Source organism: Pseudomonas sp. M2, assembly GCF_015751845.1.
GTDB lineage: Bacteria > Pseudomonadota > Gammaproteobacteria > Pseudomonadales > Pseudomonadaceae > Aquipseudomonas > Aquipseudomonas putida_E.
On the sequence record NZ_JADOUD010000001.1, the window covers coordinates 5,629,501 to 5,648,834 of the forward strand.

Sequence of the window (19,334 nt, forward strand, 5' to 3'; positions counted from 1 at the left end):
CCTTAGCTGCCCCAGGAGTCACGCAGGGTGACGGTGCGGTTGAACACCGGGCGGCCCGGCTGGCTGTCCTTGAGGTCGGCGCAGAAGTAGCCTTCGCGCTCGAACTGGAAGCGGTCTTCAGGCTGCGCCTGGCCCAGCGACGGCTCGGCACGGCAGCCGGTCAGCACTTGCAGCGAGTCCGGGTTGATGTTGTCGAGGAAGCTGGCGCCCTCCTCGGCCTTTTCCGGGTTCGGCGAGCGGAACAGGCGATCGTACAGGCGCACTTCGCATTCGACACTGGCGTCTGCCGGCACCCAGTGGATCACGCCCTTGACCTTGCGGCCCTCGGGGTTCTTGCCCAGTGTGTCCGGGTCGTAGGAGCAGCGCAGCTCGACGATGTTGCCCTCGGCGTCCTTGACCGCTTCGTCGGCGCGGATCACGTAGCTGCCGCGCAGGCGCACTTCACCGGCCGGTTCCAGGCGCTTGTAGCCCTTTGGCGGCTCTTCCATGAAATCGTCGCGGTCGATGTACAGCTCGCGGGCGAAGGGCAGCACGCGCACGCCCATGTCTTCCTTGGGGTGGCGCGGCAGCTCGAGCTGCTCGACCTGGCCTTCAGGGTAGTTGGTAATGACCACCTTCAGCGGGCGCAGCACGCACATGGCGCGCGGCGCGGTGCGGTCGAGGTCGTCACGGATGCTGAATTCGAGCATCGACATGTCGACCACACCGTCGGAGCGGTTGGTACCGACCATCTCGCAGAAGTTGCGGATCGAGGCCGGGGTGTAGCCGCGACGGCGGAAGCCCGAGAGGGTCGACATGCGCGGGTCGTCCCAGGCGCTGACGTGCTTCTCGTCGACCAGCTGCTTGAGCTTGCGCTTGGAGGTGATGGTGTAGTTCAGGTTCAGGCGGCTGAACTCGTACTGACGCGGATGCGCCGGTACCGGCAGGTTGTCCAGGAACCAGTCGTACAGCGGCCGATGGCCTTCGAACTCCAAGGTGCAGATCGAGTGGGTGATGCCTTCGATGGCATCGGACTGACCATGGGTGAAGTCGTAGTTGGGGTAGATGCACCACTTGTCACCGGTCTGGTGGTGGTGGGCATGACGGATGCGGTACAGGATCGGGTCGCGCAGGTTCATGTTCGGCGAGGCCATGTCGATCTTGGCGCGCAGCACGCGCTCGCCATCCTTGAACTCGCCGGCCTTCATGCGCGCGAACAGGTCGAGGTTCTCTTCGACGCTGCGCTCACGGAACGGGCTGTTCTTGCCTGGCTCGGTCAGGCTGCCACGGTAGGCCTTGGCCTGATCAGGGGTCAGGTCACAGACATAGGCCTTGCCACGCTTGATCAGTTCAACGGCCCAGTCGTGCAACTGGTCGAAGTAGTTCGAGGCATAACGCACGTCGCCGGCCCAGTCGAAGCCCAGCCATTTGACGTCGCGCTGAATGGCATCGATGTACTCCTGGTCTTCCTTGGCCGGGTTGGTGTCGTCGAAGCGCAGGTGACAGACGCCGCCGAACTCCTTGGCCAGGCCGAAGTTGACGCAGATCGACTTGGCATGGCCGATGTGCAGGTAGCCATTGGGCTCCGGCGGAAAACGAGTGACGATGCTGCTGTGCTTGCCCGAGTCCAGGTCGGCCTGGATGATCGGCCGCAGGAAGTTCGCAGGGACGGCGGGGGCGCCTTTGGCAGCGGCGTTGGGCGCGTTGTCGGCAGTGGGCTTGCTCATAGGATCCTTGAATGCACGTGTCCGGCCTGGGTAGGCCGATTGAATCAAAGGGCCTATCATAGCCGAAGCAGTCAAGCTGCTGACAGCCAGGCTCGGACAAACTGCCGTGATTTTATCGCAGCTTTTTGTCGCGGCCTGGCAAAATGGCCAGTGCGCGCCATGTGTCGCGGTCGCCCGATCCTGCGTCAGGTGACTACAGGCGCACTGCGCACCCTAATTCCCGAATGCCTTGAAAGAGCGAATTCCAGCATGTCCAAAGTCAAACTGACCACCAACCACGGCGTTATCGTCCTGCAACTGGACGCCGAGAAAGCGCCGCTCACCACGGAAAACTTCGTTCAGTACGTCAAGGACGGTCACTACGATGGCACCGTGTTCCACCGTGTGATCAAGGGTTTCATGATCCAGGGCGGCGGCTTCGAGCCGGGCATGAGCCAGAAGAAAACCCGCGCCAGCATCCAGAACGAAGCTGACAACGGCCTGAAGAACACCAAGTACAGCATTGCCATGGCCCGCACCATGGAGCCGCACTCCGCCTCGGCCCAGTTCTTCATCAACGCCTCCGACAACGACTTCCTCAACCACAGCGGCAAGAACACCCAGGGCTGGGGCTACGCGGTATTCGGCGAAGTGACCGAAGGCCGTGAAATCGTCGACGCCATCGAAAAGGTCGCCACCGGTTCCAAGGCTGGCCACCAGGACGTACCAAAAGACGACGTGATCATCGAGAAAGCCGAGATCGTTGAGTGATACTGCTGATCTCTGATCTGCATCTGCAAGAAGAACGCCCGGACATTACCCGGGCGTTTCTTGATCTGCTCGACGGCCGCGCACGCCATGCCAAGGCGCTGTACATCCTCGGCGACTTCTTCGAAGCCTGGATCGGCGACGATGCCATGACGCCGTTCCAGCAGTCGATCTGCCAGGCCGTGCGCCAGCTGAGCGACAGCGGCACCGCCGTGTACCTGATGCACGGCAACCGTGACTTCCTGATTGGCGAGGCTTTCTGCAAGGCCGCCGGCTGCACCCTGCTGGCCGACCCCAGCGTGATCAGCCTGGGCGGCGAGCAGGTTTTGCTGATGCATGGCGACACCCTGTGCACCCGCGACATCGGTTACATGAAAATGCGCCGTTATCTGCGCAACCCGTTGAGCCTGTGGATTCTGCGGCACTTGCCGCTTGCCACCCGGCAAAAGCTGGCGCGCAAGCTGCGTAACGAAAGCCGTGCACAAACGCGCATGAAGGCCACCGAAATTGTCGATGTCACACCAGAAGAAGTACCAGCGGTGATGGCGGCACATGGCGTGAAAACGCTGGTGCATGGCCACACTCACCGGCCGGCGATCCACAAGCTGGTGGTGAACGGGGAGCCTGCCCGGCGCATCGTGCTGGGCGATTGGGACCGTCGCGGCTGGACCCTGCAGGTGGATGCGCAGGGCTTTCAGCTGGAGCCGTTCGAGTTTTCCTGAAACTGATAGCTTCGCCATACCGGCCTCATCGCCGGCAAGCCGGCGCCTACAGGTACGCCACTATCCTTGATACCTGTGGGCCGGTTTGCCGGCGATGAGGCCGGTACAGGTTTGTAACTTAAGGCTGGCTCGCCACTGCCCCCTTGTCCCGCTCACTGATCACATACTGCCGATACTCGGGGTCAGCCTTGATTTGCGCCTCGGTGAACGGGATGTGCGCCAACTGCTTGGCCGAGAACGCTTTGGTCTGGTCGCTCGCATGCGCCGATGCGGCTTCGCTGGACTGCGAGAAGGCCAACAACCCGCGCGCCTGGGGCCCCTTATCGGTGAAGCTGACCAGTTGCAAGTAACTGGTGCCACTGACCACCAGCCGCTTGCCCGGCCCATGCGGGACGCTGTAGATCGCGTTATACACCCCCAAGCCCTGCGGGCCGCCCGGCACCGGTGTGCCATCGGCCGCCTGCTGGATCTGCCCCCAACGGCTGTCTTCAGCAACGCCGGCTTTGGCTACCTGCTGCAGTGAGGCCAGCGCCGCTTCGCGCAGCAACTTGCGCACCGCCGCCTGCTCCACTGCCAACCCACGCGGCGTGTGTTGCGGGTCTGCCGGGTCGAAGGCCACACGCCAGCTTTGCGGATACCTGGCCAAGGCGTCGACGATGTTCTGGAAGTGCACCAGGCCAATGCCGCTGTTCAGGTCAGCCTTGCCATCCCAGCTCGCCAGGCTCGTACACAGTGCCTGCAAATCGGCCTCAGCGCCTTTGCACCATTGCAACAAGTCTGGAAGCACCAGGCTGGCCAGGTAGACCTCGTCATCCATCACCATACGCTGCAGGTCCTCCATGCCCAGCTTGGCCTTGCCTTGCAGGCGCTCCAGCGCGAAGCGCCCGCGCATGCCCAAGGGCTGGTCGCTGCGGCTGATCAGCGGCGAGTACCCCGTCAAAGGCTGGGCGGGGTTGGTCATCCATGCCGGATCGTTGGAGCTTTGCACGAAATCGTTGCGCGCAAGGCTGGGCAACAGATGCGCCGGGAAGATGCCAGGCTGCGCTGCCTGTGCATCGACCTTCCACTGGCAGGCGCTGCGCGAACCGTCGAGCACCACCAGCGGCCCTTGCGCCGCCGGGTTGCTGCACTGGCTCAGCATCTGCTGGTCCACATAAGGCACCACCGACTGGTTAAGGTACAACGCTTGGCCACCGGCATCGACGGCCAAGGTATTGACCCAGGGGATGCCCTGCAACTGCTCGACCGAGCCCTTCAGTGCCGCCAGGCTATCGGCCCGGTTGATGCGATACCACTGCTGCAGCACGCGGGTATTTTCCAGATTGGCGTCGCGCAGGCTGTAGGCCGCTTTGCTGTCCCAGTCCAGGCGCCCTGGCCACTGCACCACGGGCCCGAAGCTCGAACTGTAGACCTGGCGCTGCACTTGGCTCAGCGTGCCATCCTCAGCCTTGACCGTGACACTCACAGCCTGGCGCGTCAGCGGCAGGGACTTGCCATCGAGCAGGTAGCGGGTCGGATCCTTGGGGTCCAGTTGCAGTCGGTAGAGGGTGAAGTGTTTGGACGTATCGACCGTGTGGGTCCAGGCCAGGTGACGGTTGAAACCGATGTTCACTACCGGCAAGCCAGGCAGTGCGGCGCCCATGACGTCCAGTCGGCCAGGGATGGTCAGTTGCATCTGATAGAAGCGCATCCCGCCCATCCAAGGGAAATGCGGGTTGGCCAGCAACAGCCCGCGGCCGTTGGCCGAACGCTCCGCACCCACTGCAACGGCGTTGCTGCCGCGCTCCGAAGCGAAGCGCTGTTGCTGGGCAAGTGCCTCGCCAAACGTGGGCGCTGCCTGCTGGCTCGCCAACTGCGGCGGCCGGGCAGCCGCCAGCGCTTCGGCGAACTGGCCCAACCCACCCTCAGCCAGCAGACGGCGGGTCAGCTTGACCAGGTCCAGGCTGGTGATCGGCCGCAACCACTGACCATCCCCGCACTCTGCCGGCAGCCCTTGGCTACGACGCTCGGCCAAGGCGCGGTTGAAACCACTGGCATAGCCCTCCAGCAAATCACGCACCTGAGCAGGTTGGGCCTGCAGGAAGCTGTTGACCGCAGTCGGCGTATTGAACCAGGTGAAGAACAGGTCGCTGGTCAGGTTATCGCGCTGCTCGAGGGTTTTGCCCTGCGCGCCAAAAAAGCGCGAACGTTCACCGTTGACCGTCAGCACTTCATTGGCCAGCAGGCACAGATTGTCTTGGCCATAGGCATAACCGATGCCGTAACCCAGGCCGCGCTCATCCTTGGCCACGATATGCGGCACGCCGAAACTTGTACGGCGAATTTGCGCAGTGGCATCAGACTTGGGTTCCAACGCCTGCGCGGCCATGCTGGAGACAACCAGCGCGGCCGCAAGGCCAGCGCAGGTCATGGGACGTGAAATTGAGAGCACGGGCACTCCTCGGCTTCTGGGATCATTCCCAATCAGACGAACGCCCACATGAAAATTTTACGCACAAGGAGAAACAGATTCGTCTTCATGAGACCGGCAGAGAATCTTTTTTTTGCGCAAAGGCTGCAGATTCTCCGTTCTCATTCGTCCTAGTAAGTGAGGCACCCATATTTCGGGAAAGTCCACGAAAAGGAGCATTCACATGTACAACCCGCAATCCTCACTTCAGACCGGGCGAACCCCGGCCAAAGCGGCCAATGGACAGGACGCCTGCGGGGAAGAGCGTGTCGGCAACGAACAGATCCGCGAGTTGCTGCGCACCTATGGGCTGCGTACCAGCCTGATTCGTCTCAAAGTGATCGACGCCCTGCACAGCGCCGGCCGTTCCGGCCGCAGCATTGGCGTGCGCGGTGTGCACGCGCATCTGGAACAACTGGATATTCCGCTGTCGTTTCTCAGTGTGCGGGAGGTGCTCAAGCGGCTGTGCGCAGAGGGCGTGATCAACCTGGGCAACGACAAGTGCTACAGCCTCAACCCGCAAGCGCGCGCCGTGCTCGAGCAACCCTCTGCACGCTGAGCGCATGGCCGGCCATACCTGGCCGGCCGGTACGGGTCAGGGCTTGACCTTGCGCCGCAGGATCCCGTTGATCACGACCACCACCACCGCAATGGCGATGGCCAGCAGCTGGAAAGTCTGTTCACTGATGGTGCCCTGCTTCTGCAGGTGTGACAGGCCCAGCATGAGGCCCAGCACCACCAGGATGATAAGAATCGAATATTTGAGGCGCTGCACGTGTGTCATCGATAGTTCCTTGCAACATCGGGGGCAAATGGCTCGCAACGAGCCGGGGCAATGATACAACGCCCATGGCTTTCGGCGCTGCATTTCCTGCTTAGCGTGGCACCTCAAGCCTGAAAGCATTGGCCTCCCTACCGCCCATGCTGGAGGCTCCATGCTCAAGCCCGCCCTGCTCATTCTGTTGTTACTGCCCTCTCTCCCCACCCACGCCCTGGATATCCGCCAGATACCACCTGAGCAATTGCTCAAAATGGGCCGCGAACTGGCGGACTACGCCGGCAGCAACCAATGGCAACAGTTATGGCATCGAACAAGGGCAGCCGGGCACCTGCTCGCAAGGCCCGGCCACGCCCATTTCACAATCGAGCAGCCGCAGTTGCCAAGGCTCGCCTACGAAACCTTGGCCAACGCCGGACAAGTCGAAGCAGTGGGCAAGACCCTTGCGCTCTATCGCCGATCCTTCCCCGGTAAAGTGCTGGGCCGGCACGATAAGCAATCTCTCAGTGCCCTCTGCCTCGTGGTCGACTGGCGCAGTCTGCCTCAAACAATGGCCGATTGGCCCCACGCCTACCTGCGCAACGTGAGCTTGATGCATGTTTACCCCTGCGGTTGAGGGTACTGGCACCCAGTTGCCTCACGGAAAAGTGCCCCCCTGAGTATCAACGGCTGTAGGGCAACGCCAGAGCGATGTCCTACAACACGCGAAATCGTTGCCTTCAAATCTTGCTCCCCGAGGCTACAACAGCTGGACCACTTGGCGCCTAGCGACGTTATTCGTCACTCACTGACAATCCTCTCACGCCAACGACAGAACGCCGATGGTAATCGCTGACCCGCCATTGCGGCTCATCAAAGCATCGCGCCCCATCTACCGCGAGGGAGCACCACATGGAATTGCCAGATCTCACAGCCATCGACATCAGCCTTCTGCCGCACTCGTTGCAGTCACTGATCGAATGTATCGGCATAGAAAACGCCTACCAACTGACCTGCGCCTTCGGCGGAAGGCCCAAATACATCCCCAAGCATCGTGAGCGCACCAAGCTCGCCGACGTGCTCCCTGGCGAAGCTCTGGACGCCCTGATCAAGCGGTTTGCCGGTGTAGCACTGGAAATCCCCAAGCCAGACCACTTCCTGCGGCAGTTGCGCAACCTGCAAATCCAGAAAGAAAGCGCTGAAGGGCTATCACGCAGCCTGCTGGCCGACAAGTACGGCCTGAGCCTGCGCCAGATCGGCAATATCCGTCGCCAGGAGCCTTGCACGCGCTGACGACCCCCACCCGGCCGCATTGACGGCCGTATTTGCATCATCCAACAGAGAAAGAGAATCCAGCAATGTCCCTAGACAACAGCCTTATCGGATCGGTCATCAACGCCTTGCCCATGGACCGTATGATCGCCGGGCCGCTACAAGCCATGGTTCAGGCTCAGGTCACTGCGAGCAAATCCTATGCGGACTTCCTCATGCAGGTCTGCGTACAGGATGGCAAAGCGGTTGCCATCCAGTTCGACTATGACGAGACCATCGTCAACGAACAGGGCGAATACAAAGGCGTCGTCAGCAAGTCCATGAAGGTCCCGCTGCTGGCGGCCATTACCCACCCGAACATTGTCATTGAAGAAGGCAAGGTCGAGTTCGAACTGACCATCAGCCAAGCGGCCGAGGATTTCAGTGAGTCCAGCAAAGGTGGTGACATGGCCGCCTCGCTGGGCTGGGGCCCTTTCAAGCTGGACATGAAGGGCAGTATCAGCCACAAGTCCACGCAGACCCGCAAATCCGATACCCGTGCCCGCTATGCATTCAACACCACCTTGCGCCGCCAGGATCCACCAGAGGCGGTGATGAGGGTCATCGATTTCCTCACCGATGCTGCCACCAAACCGACGGTGGTACCCAACTCGACCCTGATAAGCACGGATGCGATTTCCGATGCTGACGTACTGAAGGACGATACAGCGAGCACCGCCTCTGCAGGTGCCACCACTCCCTGATCCTTCGCCCTGTCTCAAAATGTCCGCCTCGCTGAACACAGCGGGGCTCCCCGTGTACCAAGGAGACAAGTGAGTGGACAACCACCCTGCCCCCATGACCGCGATTGACCTGCGGGATATCACCCGTGGCCTGCAGGAAGCCGCTGCGGCAACCAATAGCCTGATTGCCCAGCAGTACATCAATCTGTTCGATCACTTTTTCGACATCGATCCGCAGGCGCTCGGGGCTCCTATGAAAGCCAAGATGGTCGAGGTCGCCATGGACGACAAGCATGTGATACGCGTGCCGTTGTTCGCCCTGGTTTCACCCAAGGGGCTGGCTCTGGAGCGCATGCAGGTCGACCTCTCTGTGCGGGTCAATGGCACGGAGGCGCTGCGTGCGATGCAGGCGAATGAGGAGGCCGGCGGCGCTGCGGCCTTCAAGGTCACCATTGGCGCCCAGGGCCGCCAGGGGGAAACGCGAGACCCGGACGAGGTACAGATCCGCATGCAGTTTCAAGCCAGCGAGCCACCCGAGGCGCTCAACCGGCTGATCGAGGAATATACCAAGCTGATCAACCCCACCCGCAAGCCGCCCACTGCGCCTGCCCCTGAAACCAATGAGTTCATCGAGGCCGCCACCGTGCGGTGATGGCGCCCCTTCAGAAGTCGCGCTTGTAGAAAATATCCAGCGAACTGGCCAGGCCACTCGCCGCCTCAAGGTAGACCTTCTTGCTCAGCTTGTAGCGCAACGCAATGGTATTGGCCGGCTCGAACACCCCTACCCCATATCGCAAGCTCAGTTTCTCGGTCAGGTTACCGCTAGCCACCACACTGGTGGAGTTGCCCGAGCCCTCAGTGTCCAACTGGAAATCGTCAATACCCAGGCTTGACGCGAGGCTGCCGGTGATTCCTGCGCTGCCAGCCAGGCCCAGGCCCAGGGCCGCCTCGGCAAGCATGTTGTTGTCCTCGCCCGAAGTGCCCAGCGGTCGGCCCAGCACCAGGTAGGACAGCGCCTGTTCCTGGCTCATCGCCGGCTCCGAAAACACCTTGGTAGTAGGCTGCTCGGCACTGCCGCTCAGGCGAATACCGGCGATCACGTCATCAACTTGCCGAATGGCTTCGATGTCCAGGTAAGGCTGGTCGATGGGCCCGGCGAACAGCAAGCGCGCACGGCGAATGGTCAGGCGCTGACCGTAGGCGCGATAGCGTCCGTCAGCCAGGCTCAACTCACCACGGGTGTCCATGTTGTCGCCGATGTGTACATGGCCGAGCAAGTTGGCGGTAAGCCCAAAACCGCTGAACGACAGTTTGTCTTGCCCAACCTCTACATCAATGTCCATGGCCATCGCCATGGGCGTTTTGCCTTCTTCGGTCTGGTGGCCGACGATGACGGTGTCGTCCGATACTTTCACGGTCGACGGCGGCAGTTCGCGCACCGTGATCTTGCCTTTGGGCACCAGCACCTTGCCGGTCACCGCCAGTTTGTCGTCGATCAGGCGCAGGCTCAGGTCCGGCGCTACCTCAAGTGTTGCGTAGGGTTCGACGGTAACCGGCAACTGCTGGCCCTGCAGGCGCAGGTTCATGCCCAGGGCCTGGCCCCAGGTCAGGTCTCCGCTCAGCCGGCCACGGCCCGCCTCGCCACTGCGCCAACCACCGTTGAGCTGAACCTGCTCGCCAGCGATCAAGGCCTGCAGCGACAGGTCCTGCAAACTGACGGGCAGCTCAGCACCACTGACCTCGCCACCCCTGAGCATCAGGTTGCCGTTGACCTTTGGCGCCAGCAAGGTGCCGGACAATCGGCCACTGCCATTCAATTGGCCTGCCAGGCGCTCGACCATCGGTACGAAAGGCCGGGCAACCGACAGGTCCAGACCGGCGAGGCGGAAGTCACCCGACAGCGGCTTGTCTTTCCCCAGCGGGTCGAGACGGGCGTTCAGGCTCAACTCGCCGAGGCGCTCGCCACGGAAATTCAGCCGTGTATCGATGCGGCGAGGCGCCAGGGTGCTGTCCAGGCGCAGCGCCTGGTAAGGGAAATCGATCCAGCGCCCATTGTCCCGCACCCTCAGGGTGCCGCCACTGGCATCGATACGCACGACACCCTTGGGGCCGCTGGCTGGAATGTCCAGATTGACGTCAGCATTGAGCAGCCCCTGCCAGGCGAAATCCTTCGGCAGCCATTGGGCCAGGCTGTCCAGCGGGAACTGTTTGAGGTGATAACGCAGGCGTGGCTCTGGTGCCAGGCGTTGATCCTCGCCACACAGGCTGGCCTGACCGGAGCGCCAGCAGTGGGCACCGAAGTCCAGTTGGCCGCTGGCCAGGCGCTGCAGGCGGGCCGGCGCCTGCAACTGCCAGTCCTGGCCACCGGCCTGGACTCTGCCGCTGGCCAGCCGGCCACGCCAATCCCCCTTGTTCAACTGGCCGTCGAGCCCCAGGTCAAGCTTCAACTGCGGGCCATCGAGGCCCAGGGTCAGGGCTTGCTGGCGGATATCGCCCTTGCCGTTGGCCTGCAAGGTGCCCAACGCGGTATCGCCCAGGCGAATACCATTGGCCTTGAGGTTGATCACGCCACGCTGGGCGTTGTCCAGGCGTGCATTGAGGTCAAGCCGCTGGATACGGTTCTGCTCCTGCGCCAACTGCTGGCCTTGCAGGGTGAGGGTACCCTGGGGAGCGCTCAGCGTGCCGCTGACATCCAGCCGCCCTTTGGCCTGGCCTCGCAGCCCGGGCCACAGTTGCCCGAGCCGGGGCAGGTCGAGGTCGACACGCCCGGCCAGGCGCTGCTGCAGGCTGCCACTGCCGTTGATGCGGTTGTCACCCAACTGCACGGCCAGCGCACCGAGGGTCCAGTTCTGCCCGGCGCCTTCGGCCTGTACCTTGAGCATCGCAGGCTGGCCGCGCAGGCGGCCCTTTAGATCAAGCTGGGCATCGAGGGTGAGCTGCTCACCCTTCATTTCACCTTTGCTGCGCAACGGACCGGCCAGGGTACCGGGCAGTTCGGCGAGCCAGTAGGCGGGGTCGAGTGCCGACAACTGCAGGTCGACATCCCAGGCCAGGGTATCGGCAAAGCGCACCGCGACACTGCCGGCTGCCTTGCCTTGCCCGGCGGTCAGGGCCAATTGCGGCAGGCGCACCTGGCCAAGGTCACCCTCGAAAGGGCTGGCCAACGTAAAGGCTCCGGCTGGGCCGTCGAGGTCGCCATTGAAAGTACCCTGGTAACTGCCATCGCGGTATTGCACCTGCGCGTTGAAGCGCTTGAGCGTGACATCTGGCGGCGCGTCCAACGGGTACAGACGTAGCCACGGGAAATCCTGCCAGTCGAGCTGAGCATCGGCCACCAGGCCTTGCTGCCAGTCGGCGCTGGCCTGCAGCTTCACGTGCTGAGCGTCGCTGGCAGAAAGGTCCAACGCCTGAACGTTCGCCCCTTTGGCATCTACCTTGCCCTTGAGCAGCAGGGCGATCGGTGCCTGTTCTGCCGGCAGGCTGGCGCTACCAGACAACTGATAACCTTTGAGCAAATCGCCCTCGGCGTCGAGCTTGAGCTGATTGAGCTGCAGCGTGTCCGGCAGCGTTTGCGCGGGTTTGAAGGCATCGGAGCGCAGCTGCAACCTGGCTGGCAAGTGCTCGGCCAGTGCCTGCAACTCACCGGTCAGACGCGCGTTGAGATAACCGCTGCTGGTCGCATCCAGTTCAAGGGTTTTCTGCAACTCGCCTTTGGCGGTCAGTGCCAGTTGCCAGGCCTGCCCTTGCACCGCAGGCAGGTGCACCTGCCCCTGCAGTTGCACCGGCCAGTCACCCTCGGGTTGCAGATCGCCCTGCACATTCAATTGCAGGTCATCGCGCTGCAGTTGCAGGCTGTCGATCTGCAGCCCTGTGGCAGTCCAGTGCGCCGCCAGGTGAAGATCGCCGAGCAGGTCGCTGCCATCGAGGCGCACCTGGCCAACCTTGACGTCACCCAGCTCGATGGCCACCGGCAGCCGCAAAACCGGTAACTGCAGCGGCCCGCTGTCGGCAGGTTGTTCGCTCGGCGCGAACAGCATGTCGATACGCTGGGCATGCAGTTGATCGATGCACAGCGTTGCCCGCAATAAACAGCCAGGTGTCCAGTTCAGCAGCGGAGCCAGCACTTCGACGCGGTTGCCGCCGTCAGCCCAGGTCAATTGGCTCGCCTGCCACCTGCCCGCAAGGCGCCCTTGAAAGTTATCGACCTGCAGGCCTGGCACGCGCCCAAGTACCCAACGGCTGCCGCTTTCGGTACCAAGTAACGCTGCCAGCGCCAGAACAACCAGTAACACACTGCCAAGCAGGCCCAGCAGAATGAATTTGAACACACGTATCACAGCTCAGGCCCCATGGAGAAGTGCAGGCGGATACCACCGTCGTCATCAAGGGCCTTGGCCAGGTCAAGGCGCAATGGCCCGACCGGCGAAACCCAGCGCACGCCGATACCGACCCCGGTCTTGAGGCTCGGCAGCTCCAGCGTGTTGAACGAATTGCCCTGGTCGACGAATGTCGCCACACGCCACTTCTCGGTCAGCGAATACTGGTATTCGACGCTGCCTGCCACCAAGTAGCGGCCACCGATACGGTCGCCGTCGCTGTTCTTTGGCGACAGCGTCTGATAGTCGTAGCCGCGCACGCTCTGGTCACCACCGGCGAAGAAACGCAGCGATGGCGGGATGTTGTTCTTGTAACCGTTGGTGGCGCTGCCACCGAACTGCACCCTGCCGAGCAAGCGGTGGTTGTGCCCGAGCGTGGTCAGGCCCTTGAGCAGCACGTTGCCATGCAACAGGTTGGTGTCGGACACCAGCCCTTCCTTGGCCACCTGGGTATCGAACTGCAGGCGGTAGCCATTGTGCGGGTCGATGCGGTTGTCGCTGCGCAGGTAGGAGAAACTTACGCCCGGCATAAGCAGGTTGCTCAGGCCCGAATCGTCGCCAAGGCGATACTCTTCACGCTGGTACTTGAGCGAGATCACCCGTTGCCAGCCACTGGGCAGCTTGCTGTGCCATTCCGGCCCCACGGTCAGCAGCTTGCTGAGTGTGTCTGTACCGGCGATCTCTTCATTCTGATAGCCGCCAGCGAAACGCAACTTGTCGGTCAGGGGCGGGTCAAGGGGCACGTCGTACCACAGCCCCACGTTTTGCCGGGGGGCTGAAAGTTCTGTTTCCCAGCCGTAGCTGTGACCTTGGGGGTTGACCCAGTGGCGTGTCCAATTGGCTTTGCCGCGCGGCCCGACATCCGTCGAGTAACCCAGGCCCAGGCCTATTGTCCGCGGTTTGCGGGTATCGAGGCGCACGTCCACGGGGATTTGCTCAGCCACTGCGGCAGTGGGCGCAGCATCGACCCGCACACCCTCGAAATAGCCGCTGGACTGCAGGTCGTTGTTCAGCTCAGCGATCAGTTCGGAGTCGTATGGCGTGCCCGGTTCGAACGAGACCATGCGCTGCAGCAGTTCTTCGTCCAGCGGCGTGTCGCCACTGAACCTGACCGCACCCAAGCGATAGCGTGGGCCGCTCTGATACACCAGTTCGATATCGGCCACCCCGGCCTGCGGGTCGACGGCAAGGCGCTGGCGGCTGAAATGCCCACTGAAGAAGCCGTAGCGCGACGCCTGGTTCTGGATCAACCGTTTGGCGTCCTCGTACAGCCCATGGTTGAGTTGCTCACCGGCGCGCAGGGCTTTGCTGTCGGGTACGCGAAACGCTTTCATCTCGCTGGCAGGCCCTTCGATGCGCACGGTTACGTTGCGCAAGCGCACAGGCTCACCCGGGTCGATATGAAGGATCAGCTTCGCCGGTTGGTCGGCCTTGGCAGGCGGCCTGACCTCGCTATCGATCTGCGCCTGATAGTAGCCAAGCGCTTGCGCCGCTTTTCGCGCCTGCTCCTGCGCCCCGCGGCTGAAGCGCAAAAGCGCCTCTTCATCGCGGTCACCCAGGGTACCTATATAGCCTTCGACATTGGCTTTGAGCGCTTTGTTGGCAGGGTTTACCTGCACAAGCAATTCGCTCTGCCCCCATGCTGTGAAACTGGCGGCCCAGAAAACCAGGCCCCAAGTCAGTCTTCCTGAATACGTCATGCGGCGCATGCTACCAGAGCCAGGCGCTCAAGGGAGCCGCCTGGCGGGCTTTCATGCTGTCGGGGAAATTGAAGATACCGGACAGGGATGAAAAAACACTCTTTCTCGGATTGGCCCTACAGCCACCTCGCCAATCTCCTCATACCCCTGGCGCTCATAGAACGGGAGGTAATGCTCGTTGCCCGAATCCAGCACCACGCCTTGTGTGTTGGGGTCTTCTGCGCACCAGTCGTGCACGGCCTGTAACAATTGTTCGCCATAGTGCTGACCGCGAAACGCTGGGTGCACACCCAGGAGCGGCAACATGTGGACCTGTTCTGTCGGCAGGCAACCGACCAGCGCCGCCTGATAATCCATGTAGCGTCGGGTGCAGCGTTGCCCGGTGCCCAGCAGCATGCGCAGGCGCCAGGCCCAACTGTCGGCCACGCCCAACCGGCGCTGCGGCGGTACGATCAGCGCCAACGCTATCAGGCGGTCATCCAGCAACAGGCCAATGGCCGGCAACTGCAGGTAGAAATGCTGTCGTACCCACTCGCGCACCATCACGCGCAAGCGTCGTTCATAGCCAGGGCGCTGGGCCTCGAAGATGTAGGCAAAGGTGGGCTCTTTCAGGTAGGCGTTGTACAGCAGTGAGCGTGCCTCACGGCTGTAGCCATCATCGAGTGTGCAGATGCGAGCCTGGGCGGCAGTGGCTTCGGGCATTGCGGGCAGTCCTCCTGGAATGGGCATACAGTGCCTTGGAGGAGCCCCACGGCGCATCGTTCCCCCCTTGAGTGCACGTTAGCAGCGCCTTCGCGAAGCCGCCACGCTGGTGATCAGGGACGATGTCGGCTAGCATCCGGCCTTTTACCGGGATTGTCTTTCCATGAAGATCGTCTGTTTCAACATCAATGGCCTGCGGGCCCGCCCGCACCAGCTGGCGGCGCTGATCGAAAAGCACCAGCCGGACGTGATCGGCCTGCAGGAAACCAAGGTCAGCGACGATCAGTTCCCCTTGGCCGACGTTCAGGCCCTGGGCTACCACGTGCACTACCATGGCCAGAAAGGCCACTACGGCGTCGCCCTGCTCTCGCGCCAGGCGCCGCTGAGCCTGTTCAAAGGCTTTGCCACAGACGAAGAAGACGCCCAGCGCCGTTTCATCTGGGGCACGTTCGCTGATGCCAATGGCACGCCGATCACCATCATGAATGGTTACTTCCCGCAGGGCGAAAGCCGCGACCACCCCACCAAGTTTCCGGCCAAGCAGCGTTTCTACAGCGACCTGCAGGCGTTGCTGGAGGGGCAGTTCAAGCAGGACCAACCGGTGCTGGTAATGGGCGACATGAACATCTCGCCCCAGGACTGCGACATCGGTATCGGTCCGGACAACGCCAAACGCTGGCTGAGGACAGGCAAATGCAGCTTCCTCCCCGAGGAACGCGAGTGGATGGAGCGCCTCAAGGGCTGGGGGCTGGTGGACAGTTTCCGCCACCTGCATCCAGAAGTAACGGACCGCTTCAGTTGGTTCGACTACCGCAGCCGCGGCTTCGAGGACGAGCCCAAGCGTGGCCTGCGCATCGACCTGATCATGGCTTCGCAGCACCTGGTGCCGCGGATCAAGGCCGCAGGTGTGGACTATGAGCTGCGCGCAATGGAAAAACCCTCGGACCACGCGCCGATCTGGCTTGAATTGAGCTGACAGGCTCCGGCGCCTTCACGAGTGAGGCAGCCCAACGCTTGTCGTGTGAACCGGCTCGCAGCGATGCAGGCACTGCGGTGCATGGCACCGGCTTTGCCGGTGATCGCCGGCAAGCCGGCCCCCACAGCGGACGCGTCGCGACGGGGGGGCTGACCGACACTAAAGGCCCAACCGCAAGGCCTCCCCCACACCCGCCCCGCGCACATCATCCGCCGCACTGACCAGGGCAAAGTTATAGGCCCCATGCGACCAATACCTCGCCTCCAGCTGGCCATCGACACGCTGCCCTTGCGGCATGCGCTCGAAACGCTCCCCAGGTGAGCGCAGGAACAGGCTGATGCGCTGCCCTTGGCGGTCCTGGAACACCAGCAACGCCGCTGGCCCTTGCTCATTGCTCAACAATCGTGCGCCCACAGGCTGGAACCCGTAGCCGGTGAGGTCAGGCAGCTGCCCCACCCTGCTGAAATGCCTGCCCAGCCAGTCGCGCAACTGCGTCGGGTCACTGGCCTGGATATCCAGCGCCTCGCTGCCGGCGAACAAGCGGTGCGCCTGAACGGCGTCAGCCATGGGCAACTCGTTCCCTGCCAGCGTGACCTGCCGGGCCTGCCAACCACCCACCCCGCCTATGCCCAGTGCCAGCAGCAAAACCGCAGCCGAAGCCAGGCGGCGTTGGCGCCGTTGACGCACACGCCGCTGCAACTGGCCCCGATCCAACTGCGCCGCCCTAGGTTGATCGCCAAACCCGGCCAGGGCCGTGCGCAAGCGTCGAGCATCGTTGCGCCAGGCCTCGATACGTGCAGCTTGCTCAGGGTTGGCCGTCAGCCAGGCCTGCACCTCGGCACGCCGCGTCGGCTCGAGTCGATCGTCAACATAGGCATGCAGTTCGTCTTCGCTGGGTATCAGGCGCGTCATTTCAGTCTCCGCAAGGCCGGGGGCTGGGGGTTGCCCTCAGTCAGTTCACGCAAGGCGGCACGGGCACGTGACAGGCGCGACATCACTGTGCCGATGGGGATGCCCAGTGCCTGGGCCGCCTCCTTGTAGCTCAGCCCTTCGACACTCACCAACAGCAACAAGGCACGCTGTTCGGTCGATAGCCGGGCAAAGGCCTGCAGGTCGGCCTGGGCCAGAACGATGCTCTCGATGTTACCGCCGAGCGCTTCGCTTTCCTGCTCCGCGCGGCCGAACCACGATAGCCAGCGGTTATGCAGGCGCTCACGGCGTTTACCGTCGAGAAACAGCCGGTAAAGAATGGTGAACAACCAGGCACGCAGCGCATCGGCATCACGTTGCTGGCTGCTGCGGCTGAGGGCACGTTCTACAGTGCCCTGCACCAGGTCGTCGGCGCTGCCCGGTTCGCGGCTCAGCCACAAGGCAAAGCGGCGCAGGCGCTGCAGCAACTCGCGCCACTGCTGTTCGTCCAGGTCGTGCATGGCAAGGTACCGGCTCGGGGGTTGTCAGTGTAGGGGGCAGACGCGCCGCCACAAAATTTATTCCCATCGATGGAATAAATAGTTCCCTGCCCCGTCGTACCGGCATCTTCACTGAACCGGATGAACACCATGAACTCACCCTTGCACGGCCCGGACAAGGCCCTGCGCCTGGCCGGCATTGGCGCCGTGATGCTGGCTTTGGGCGCAGGCTTTGCCTACGCCGCAGGCTGGATCGGCGGGCCGCAGCTGACTCCGCAACGCATCATCGACACCTTCGAAGCCCAGGCCGGCCACTACCCGGGCTATCGCAAGAACCACGCGAAAGGCCTGTGCGTCAGCGGCTACTTCCAGCCCAGCGGCCAGGCCGCCACGCTGTCGACAGCACGCGCGTTCACCCAGGATCGGGTACCGGTAATCGGCCGCTTCGCCATCGGTGGCGCCAACCCGTTCGCCCCCGATACGGGCATACCGGTGCGCAGCCTGGCAATTGAGCTGAGCACCGACGACGGCCAAGTCTGGCGCACCGGGATGAACAACCCCCCTGTGCTGGCGATCAGCACACCACAAGGGTTTTACGACCAGGTGCTGGCCAACGCGCCAGACCCTGCCACCGGCAAGCCGGACCCGGCAAAGCAGCAGGCCTTCTTTGCCGCCCACCCGGAAAGCGCTGCCTTCCGCCAATGGGCCGCAAGCTACAAACCCAGCGACAGTTTCGCCAACACCCAGTACCACAGCATCAATGCCTTCCGCCTGATCGACGCCAGTGGCACTGCGCACCCGGTGCGTTGGCAGCTCGAGCCACAAACGCCTTTCGCTGCCCTGCCCGGCAAGGTCGACGACAAACAGTTCCTGCAGCATGACCTGCAGCAACGCCTGACCCAGGGGCCGTTGCGCTGGACCTTGCGGCTTGTACTGGCCAACCCCGGCGATGCACAGGACAACCCGGCCCAGCCCTGGCCCGCCGAACGGCGCAGCGTAGATGCCGGCACCCTGGTCATCGAACAGGTGGATGCACCGGAGCAAGGCGCTTGCCGTGACCTGAATTTCGACCCGTTGATCCTGCCCAGCGGCATCCAGCCTTCCAATGACCCGATTCTCGCTGCCCGTTCGGCGGCCTACTCGGAGTCCTTCAACCGCCGCAGCCGCGAATCCCTCGGCGCAGGAGCCCGCCCATGAAACCCGAAGCCTTCCACCCCCTTGCCCGCTTGGTGCATTGGCTGATGGCGATTCTGATCATCGCCATGCTGTTCATTGGCGTGAGCATGGTTGGCGACCTGTCGCTGCGCCACCCGGTGCTGGTAGAGTTGCACAAGGCCACGGGCCTGGCGCTGCTGCTTCTGGTGATCGTGCGTATCGGTCTGCGCCTGAGCCTTCCTCACCCCCCTCTGCCACAAGACCTGCCCCCGCTGCAGCGGCTCGCCGCAGGCGCATCGCACCTGTTGCTCTACGCGTTGATGCTGGCAATGCCGCTATTGGGCTGGGCCATGCTGTCGGCAGGCGGGTATCCGCGCCCGCTGCAACTGCCCGCGATCGCCCCGCACGACCTGCAACTGTACGCAATGTTGCGCCAGGCGCATGGCTGGGCCGGCTACCTGTTGTTCGCTACGGTACTGGTGCACCTGGGCGCGGCGCTGATGCATGCACTGGTGCGCCGGGACGGGGTATTGCGTAGCATGTGGCCAGGGCCGCTGCGCCGCAGTGACTGACGGCATGCGGTGCATGGGCTGGCCCGCAACGCTGAATGTCTCATCGATCTGCACGCCGTCTGTTCAACT

The 19,334-nt window shown here is 62.9% G+C and carries 18 protein-coding genes; 10 read left to right on the plus strand and 8 right to left on the minus strand.

The genetic code is table 11. The features are described 5' to 3' along the window. Positions 1 to 2: 2 nt before the first annotated feature. A complete protein-coding gene (locus IWW33_RS26015; protein WP_115275025.1) occupies positions 3 to 1,706 on the minus strand; it encodes a glutamine--tRNA ligase/YqeY domain fusion protein in 1,704 nt (567 codons plus the stop codon). Positions 1,707 to 1,955: 249 nt separating this feature from the next. On the opposite strand from IWW33_RS26015, the gene IWW33_RS26020 reads away from it, so the two are divergent. Further along, a complete protein-coding gene (locus IWW33_RS26020) occupies positions 1,956 to 2,456 on the plus strand; it encodes a peptidylprolyl isomerase (RefSeq protein WP_039603152.1) in 501 nt (166 codons plus the stop codon). Beyond that, positions 2,453 to 3,175, plus strand: coding sequence for a UDP-2,3-diacylglucosamine diphosphatase (locus tag IWW33_RS26025; RefSeq protein WP_115275026.1), 723 nt, complete (start codon positions 2,453 to 2,455; stop codon positions 3,173 to 3,175). Before IWW33_RS26020 ends, IWW33_RS26025 begins: the two co-directional genes overlap by 4 nt. Before the next feature lie 118 nt (positions 3,176 to 3,293). Here the strand turns inward: IWW33_RS26025 and IWW33_RS26030 are convergent, their stop codons facing one another. After that, positions 3,294 to 5,585, minus strand: a complete 2,292-nt coding sequence (locus tag IWW33_RS26030; RefSeq protein WP_115275027.1) for an acylase — start codon at positions 5,583 to 5,585, stop codon at positions 3,294 to 3,296. Between the two features lie 223 nt (positions 5,586 to 5,808). Between IWW33_RS26030 and IWW33_RS26035 the strand changes: the two genes are divergently transcribed. Beyond that, complete coding sequence (locus IWW33_RS26035) at positions 5,809 to 6,183, plus strand: fe2+ zn2+ uptake regulation protein (protein ID WP_115275028.1); 375 nt, start codon at positions 5,809 to 5,811, stop codon at positions 6,181 to 6,183. Positions 6,184 to 6,219: 36 nt separating this feature from the next. On the opposite strand, the gene IWW33_RS26040 is transcribed toward IWW33_RS26035, so the two are convergent. Continuing rightward, complete coding sequence (locus tag IWW33_RS26040; protein WP_012314261.1) at positions 6,220 to 6,408, minus strand: hypothetical protein; 189 nt, start codon at positions 6,406 to 6,408, stop codon at positions 6,220 to 6,222. Between the two features lie 151 nt (positions 6,409 to 6,559). Here IWW33_RS26040 and IWW33_RS26045 point away from each other — a divergent pair, with 151 nt between their 5' ends. From IWW33_RS26045 to IWW33_RS26060, 4 genes are all read left to right on the plus strand, one after another. After that, on the plus strand, positions 6,560 to 7,018 hold the full coding sequence (locus IWW33_RS26045; RefSeq protein WP_046785436.1) for a hypothetical protein: 459 nt from the start codon (positions 6,560 to 6,562) through the stop codon (positions 7,016 to 7,018). 275 nt (positions 7,019 to 7,293) lie between these two features. After that, positions 7,294 to 7,674 (plus strand): transcriptional regulator, encoded by a 381-nt coding sequence (locus IWW33_RS26050; protein ID WP_115275031.1) that lies wholly within the window; start codon positions 7,294 to 7,296, stop codon positions 7,672 to 7,674. 65 nt (positions 7,675 to 7,739) lie between these two features. Further along, positions 7,740 to 8,396 (plus strand): DUF2589 domain-containing protein, encoded by a 657-nt coding sequence (locus IWW33_RS26055; protein WP_115275032.1) that lies wholly within the window; start codon positions 7,740 to 7,742, stop codon positions 8,394 to 8,396. A gap of 73 nt (positions 8,397 to 8,469) precedes the next feature. Next, entirely contained in the window at positions 8,470 to 9,027 is a 558-nt protein-coding gene (locus IWW33_RS26060; RefSeq protein ID WP_115275033.1) for a DUF2589 domain-containing protein, read from the plus strand. Between the two features lie 10 nt (positions 9,028 to 9,037). Here the strand turns inward: IWW33_RS26060 and IWW33_RS26065 are convergent, their stop codons facing one another. The 3 genes from IWW33_RS26065 to IWW33_RS26075 are packed head-to-tail and all read right to left on the minus strand — an operon-like array spanning position 9,038 to position 15,153. Continuing rightward, positions 9,038 to 12,712: a translocation/assembly module TamB domain-containing protein gene (locus tag IWW33_RS26065; RefSeq protein WP_115275034.1), complete on the minus strand. Its 3,675-nt coding sequence runs from the start codon at positions 12,710 to 12,712 to the stop codon at positions 9,038 to 9,040. Next, positions 12,709 to 14,451, minus strand: coding sequence for an autotransporter assembly complex family protein (locus IWW33_RS26070; RefSeq protein ID WP_115275562.1), 1,743 nt, complete (start codon positions 14,449 to 14,451; stop codon positions 12,709 to 12,711). Before IWW33_RS26070 ends, IWW33_RS26065 begins: the two co-directional genes overlap by 4 nt. A gap of 51 nt (positions 14,452 to 14,502) precedes the next feature. After that, positions 14,503 to 15,153 (minus strand): GNAT family N-acetyltransferase, encoded by a 651-nt coding sequence (locus IWW33_RS26075; protein WP_046785440.1) that lies wholly within the window; start codon positions 15,151 to 15,153, stop codon positions 14,503 to 14,505. A gap of 163 nt (positions 15,154 to 15,316) precedes the next feature. Between IWW33_RS26075 and xthA the strand changes: the two genes are divergently transcribed. Beyond that, positions 15,317 to 16,129: an exodeoxyribonuclease III gene (xthA, locus tag IWW33_RS26080; RefSeq protein ID WP_115275035.1), complete on the plus strand. Its 813-nt coding sequence runs from the start codon at positions 15,317 to 15,319 to the stop codon at positions 16,127 to 16,129. A gap of 159 nt (positions 16,130 to 16,288) precedes the next feature. Here the strand turns inward: xthA and IWW33_RS26085 are convergent, their stop codons facing one another. Together IWW33_RS26085 and IWW33_RS26090 are read right to left on the minus strand one after the other, a co-directional pair. Then, on the minus strand, positions 16,289 to 17,041 hold the full coding sequence (locus IWW33_RS26085; RefSeq protein ID WP_046785442.1) for an anti-sigma factor: 753 nt from the start codon (positions 17,039 to 17,041) through the stop codon (positions 16,289 to 16,291). Further along, positions 17,038 to 17,559 (minus strand): sigma-70 family RNA polymerase sigma factor, encoded by a 522-nt coding sequence (locus IWW33_RS26090; RefSeq protein WP_046785443.1) that lies wholly within the window; start codon positions 17,557 to 17,559, stop codon positions 17,038 to 17,040. Before IWW33_RS26090 ends, IWW33_RS26085 begins: the two co-directional genes overlap by 4 nt. Positions 17,560 to 17,688: 129 nt before the next feature. Here IWW33_RS26090 and IWW33_RS26095 point away from each other — a divergent pair, with 129 nt between their 5' ends. Then, entirely contained in the window at positions 17,689 to 18,735 is a 1,047-nt protein-coding gene (locus IWW33_RS26095) for a catalase family peroxidase (protein ID WP_115275563.1), read from the plus strand. Beyond that, positions 18,732 to 19,265: a cytochrome b/b6 domain-containing protein gene (locus IWW33_RS26100; protein WP_115275036.1), complete on the plus strand. Its 534-nt coding sequence runs from the start codon at positions 18,732 to 18,734 to the stop codon at positions 19,263 to 19,265. The genes IWW33_RS26095 and IWW33_RS26100 overlap by 4 nt, the downstream gene beginning before the upstream one ends. Positions 19,266 to 19,334 lie beyond the last annotated feature (69 nt).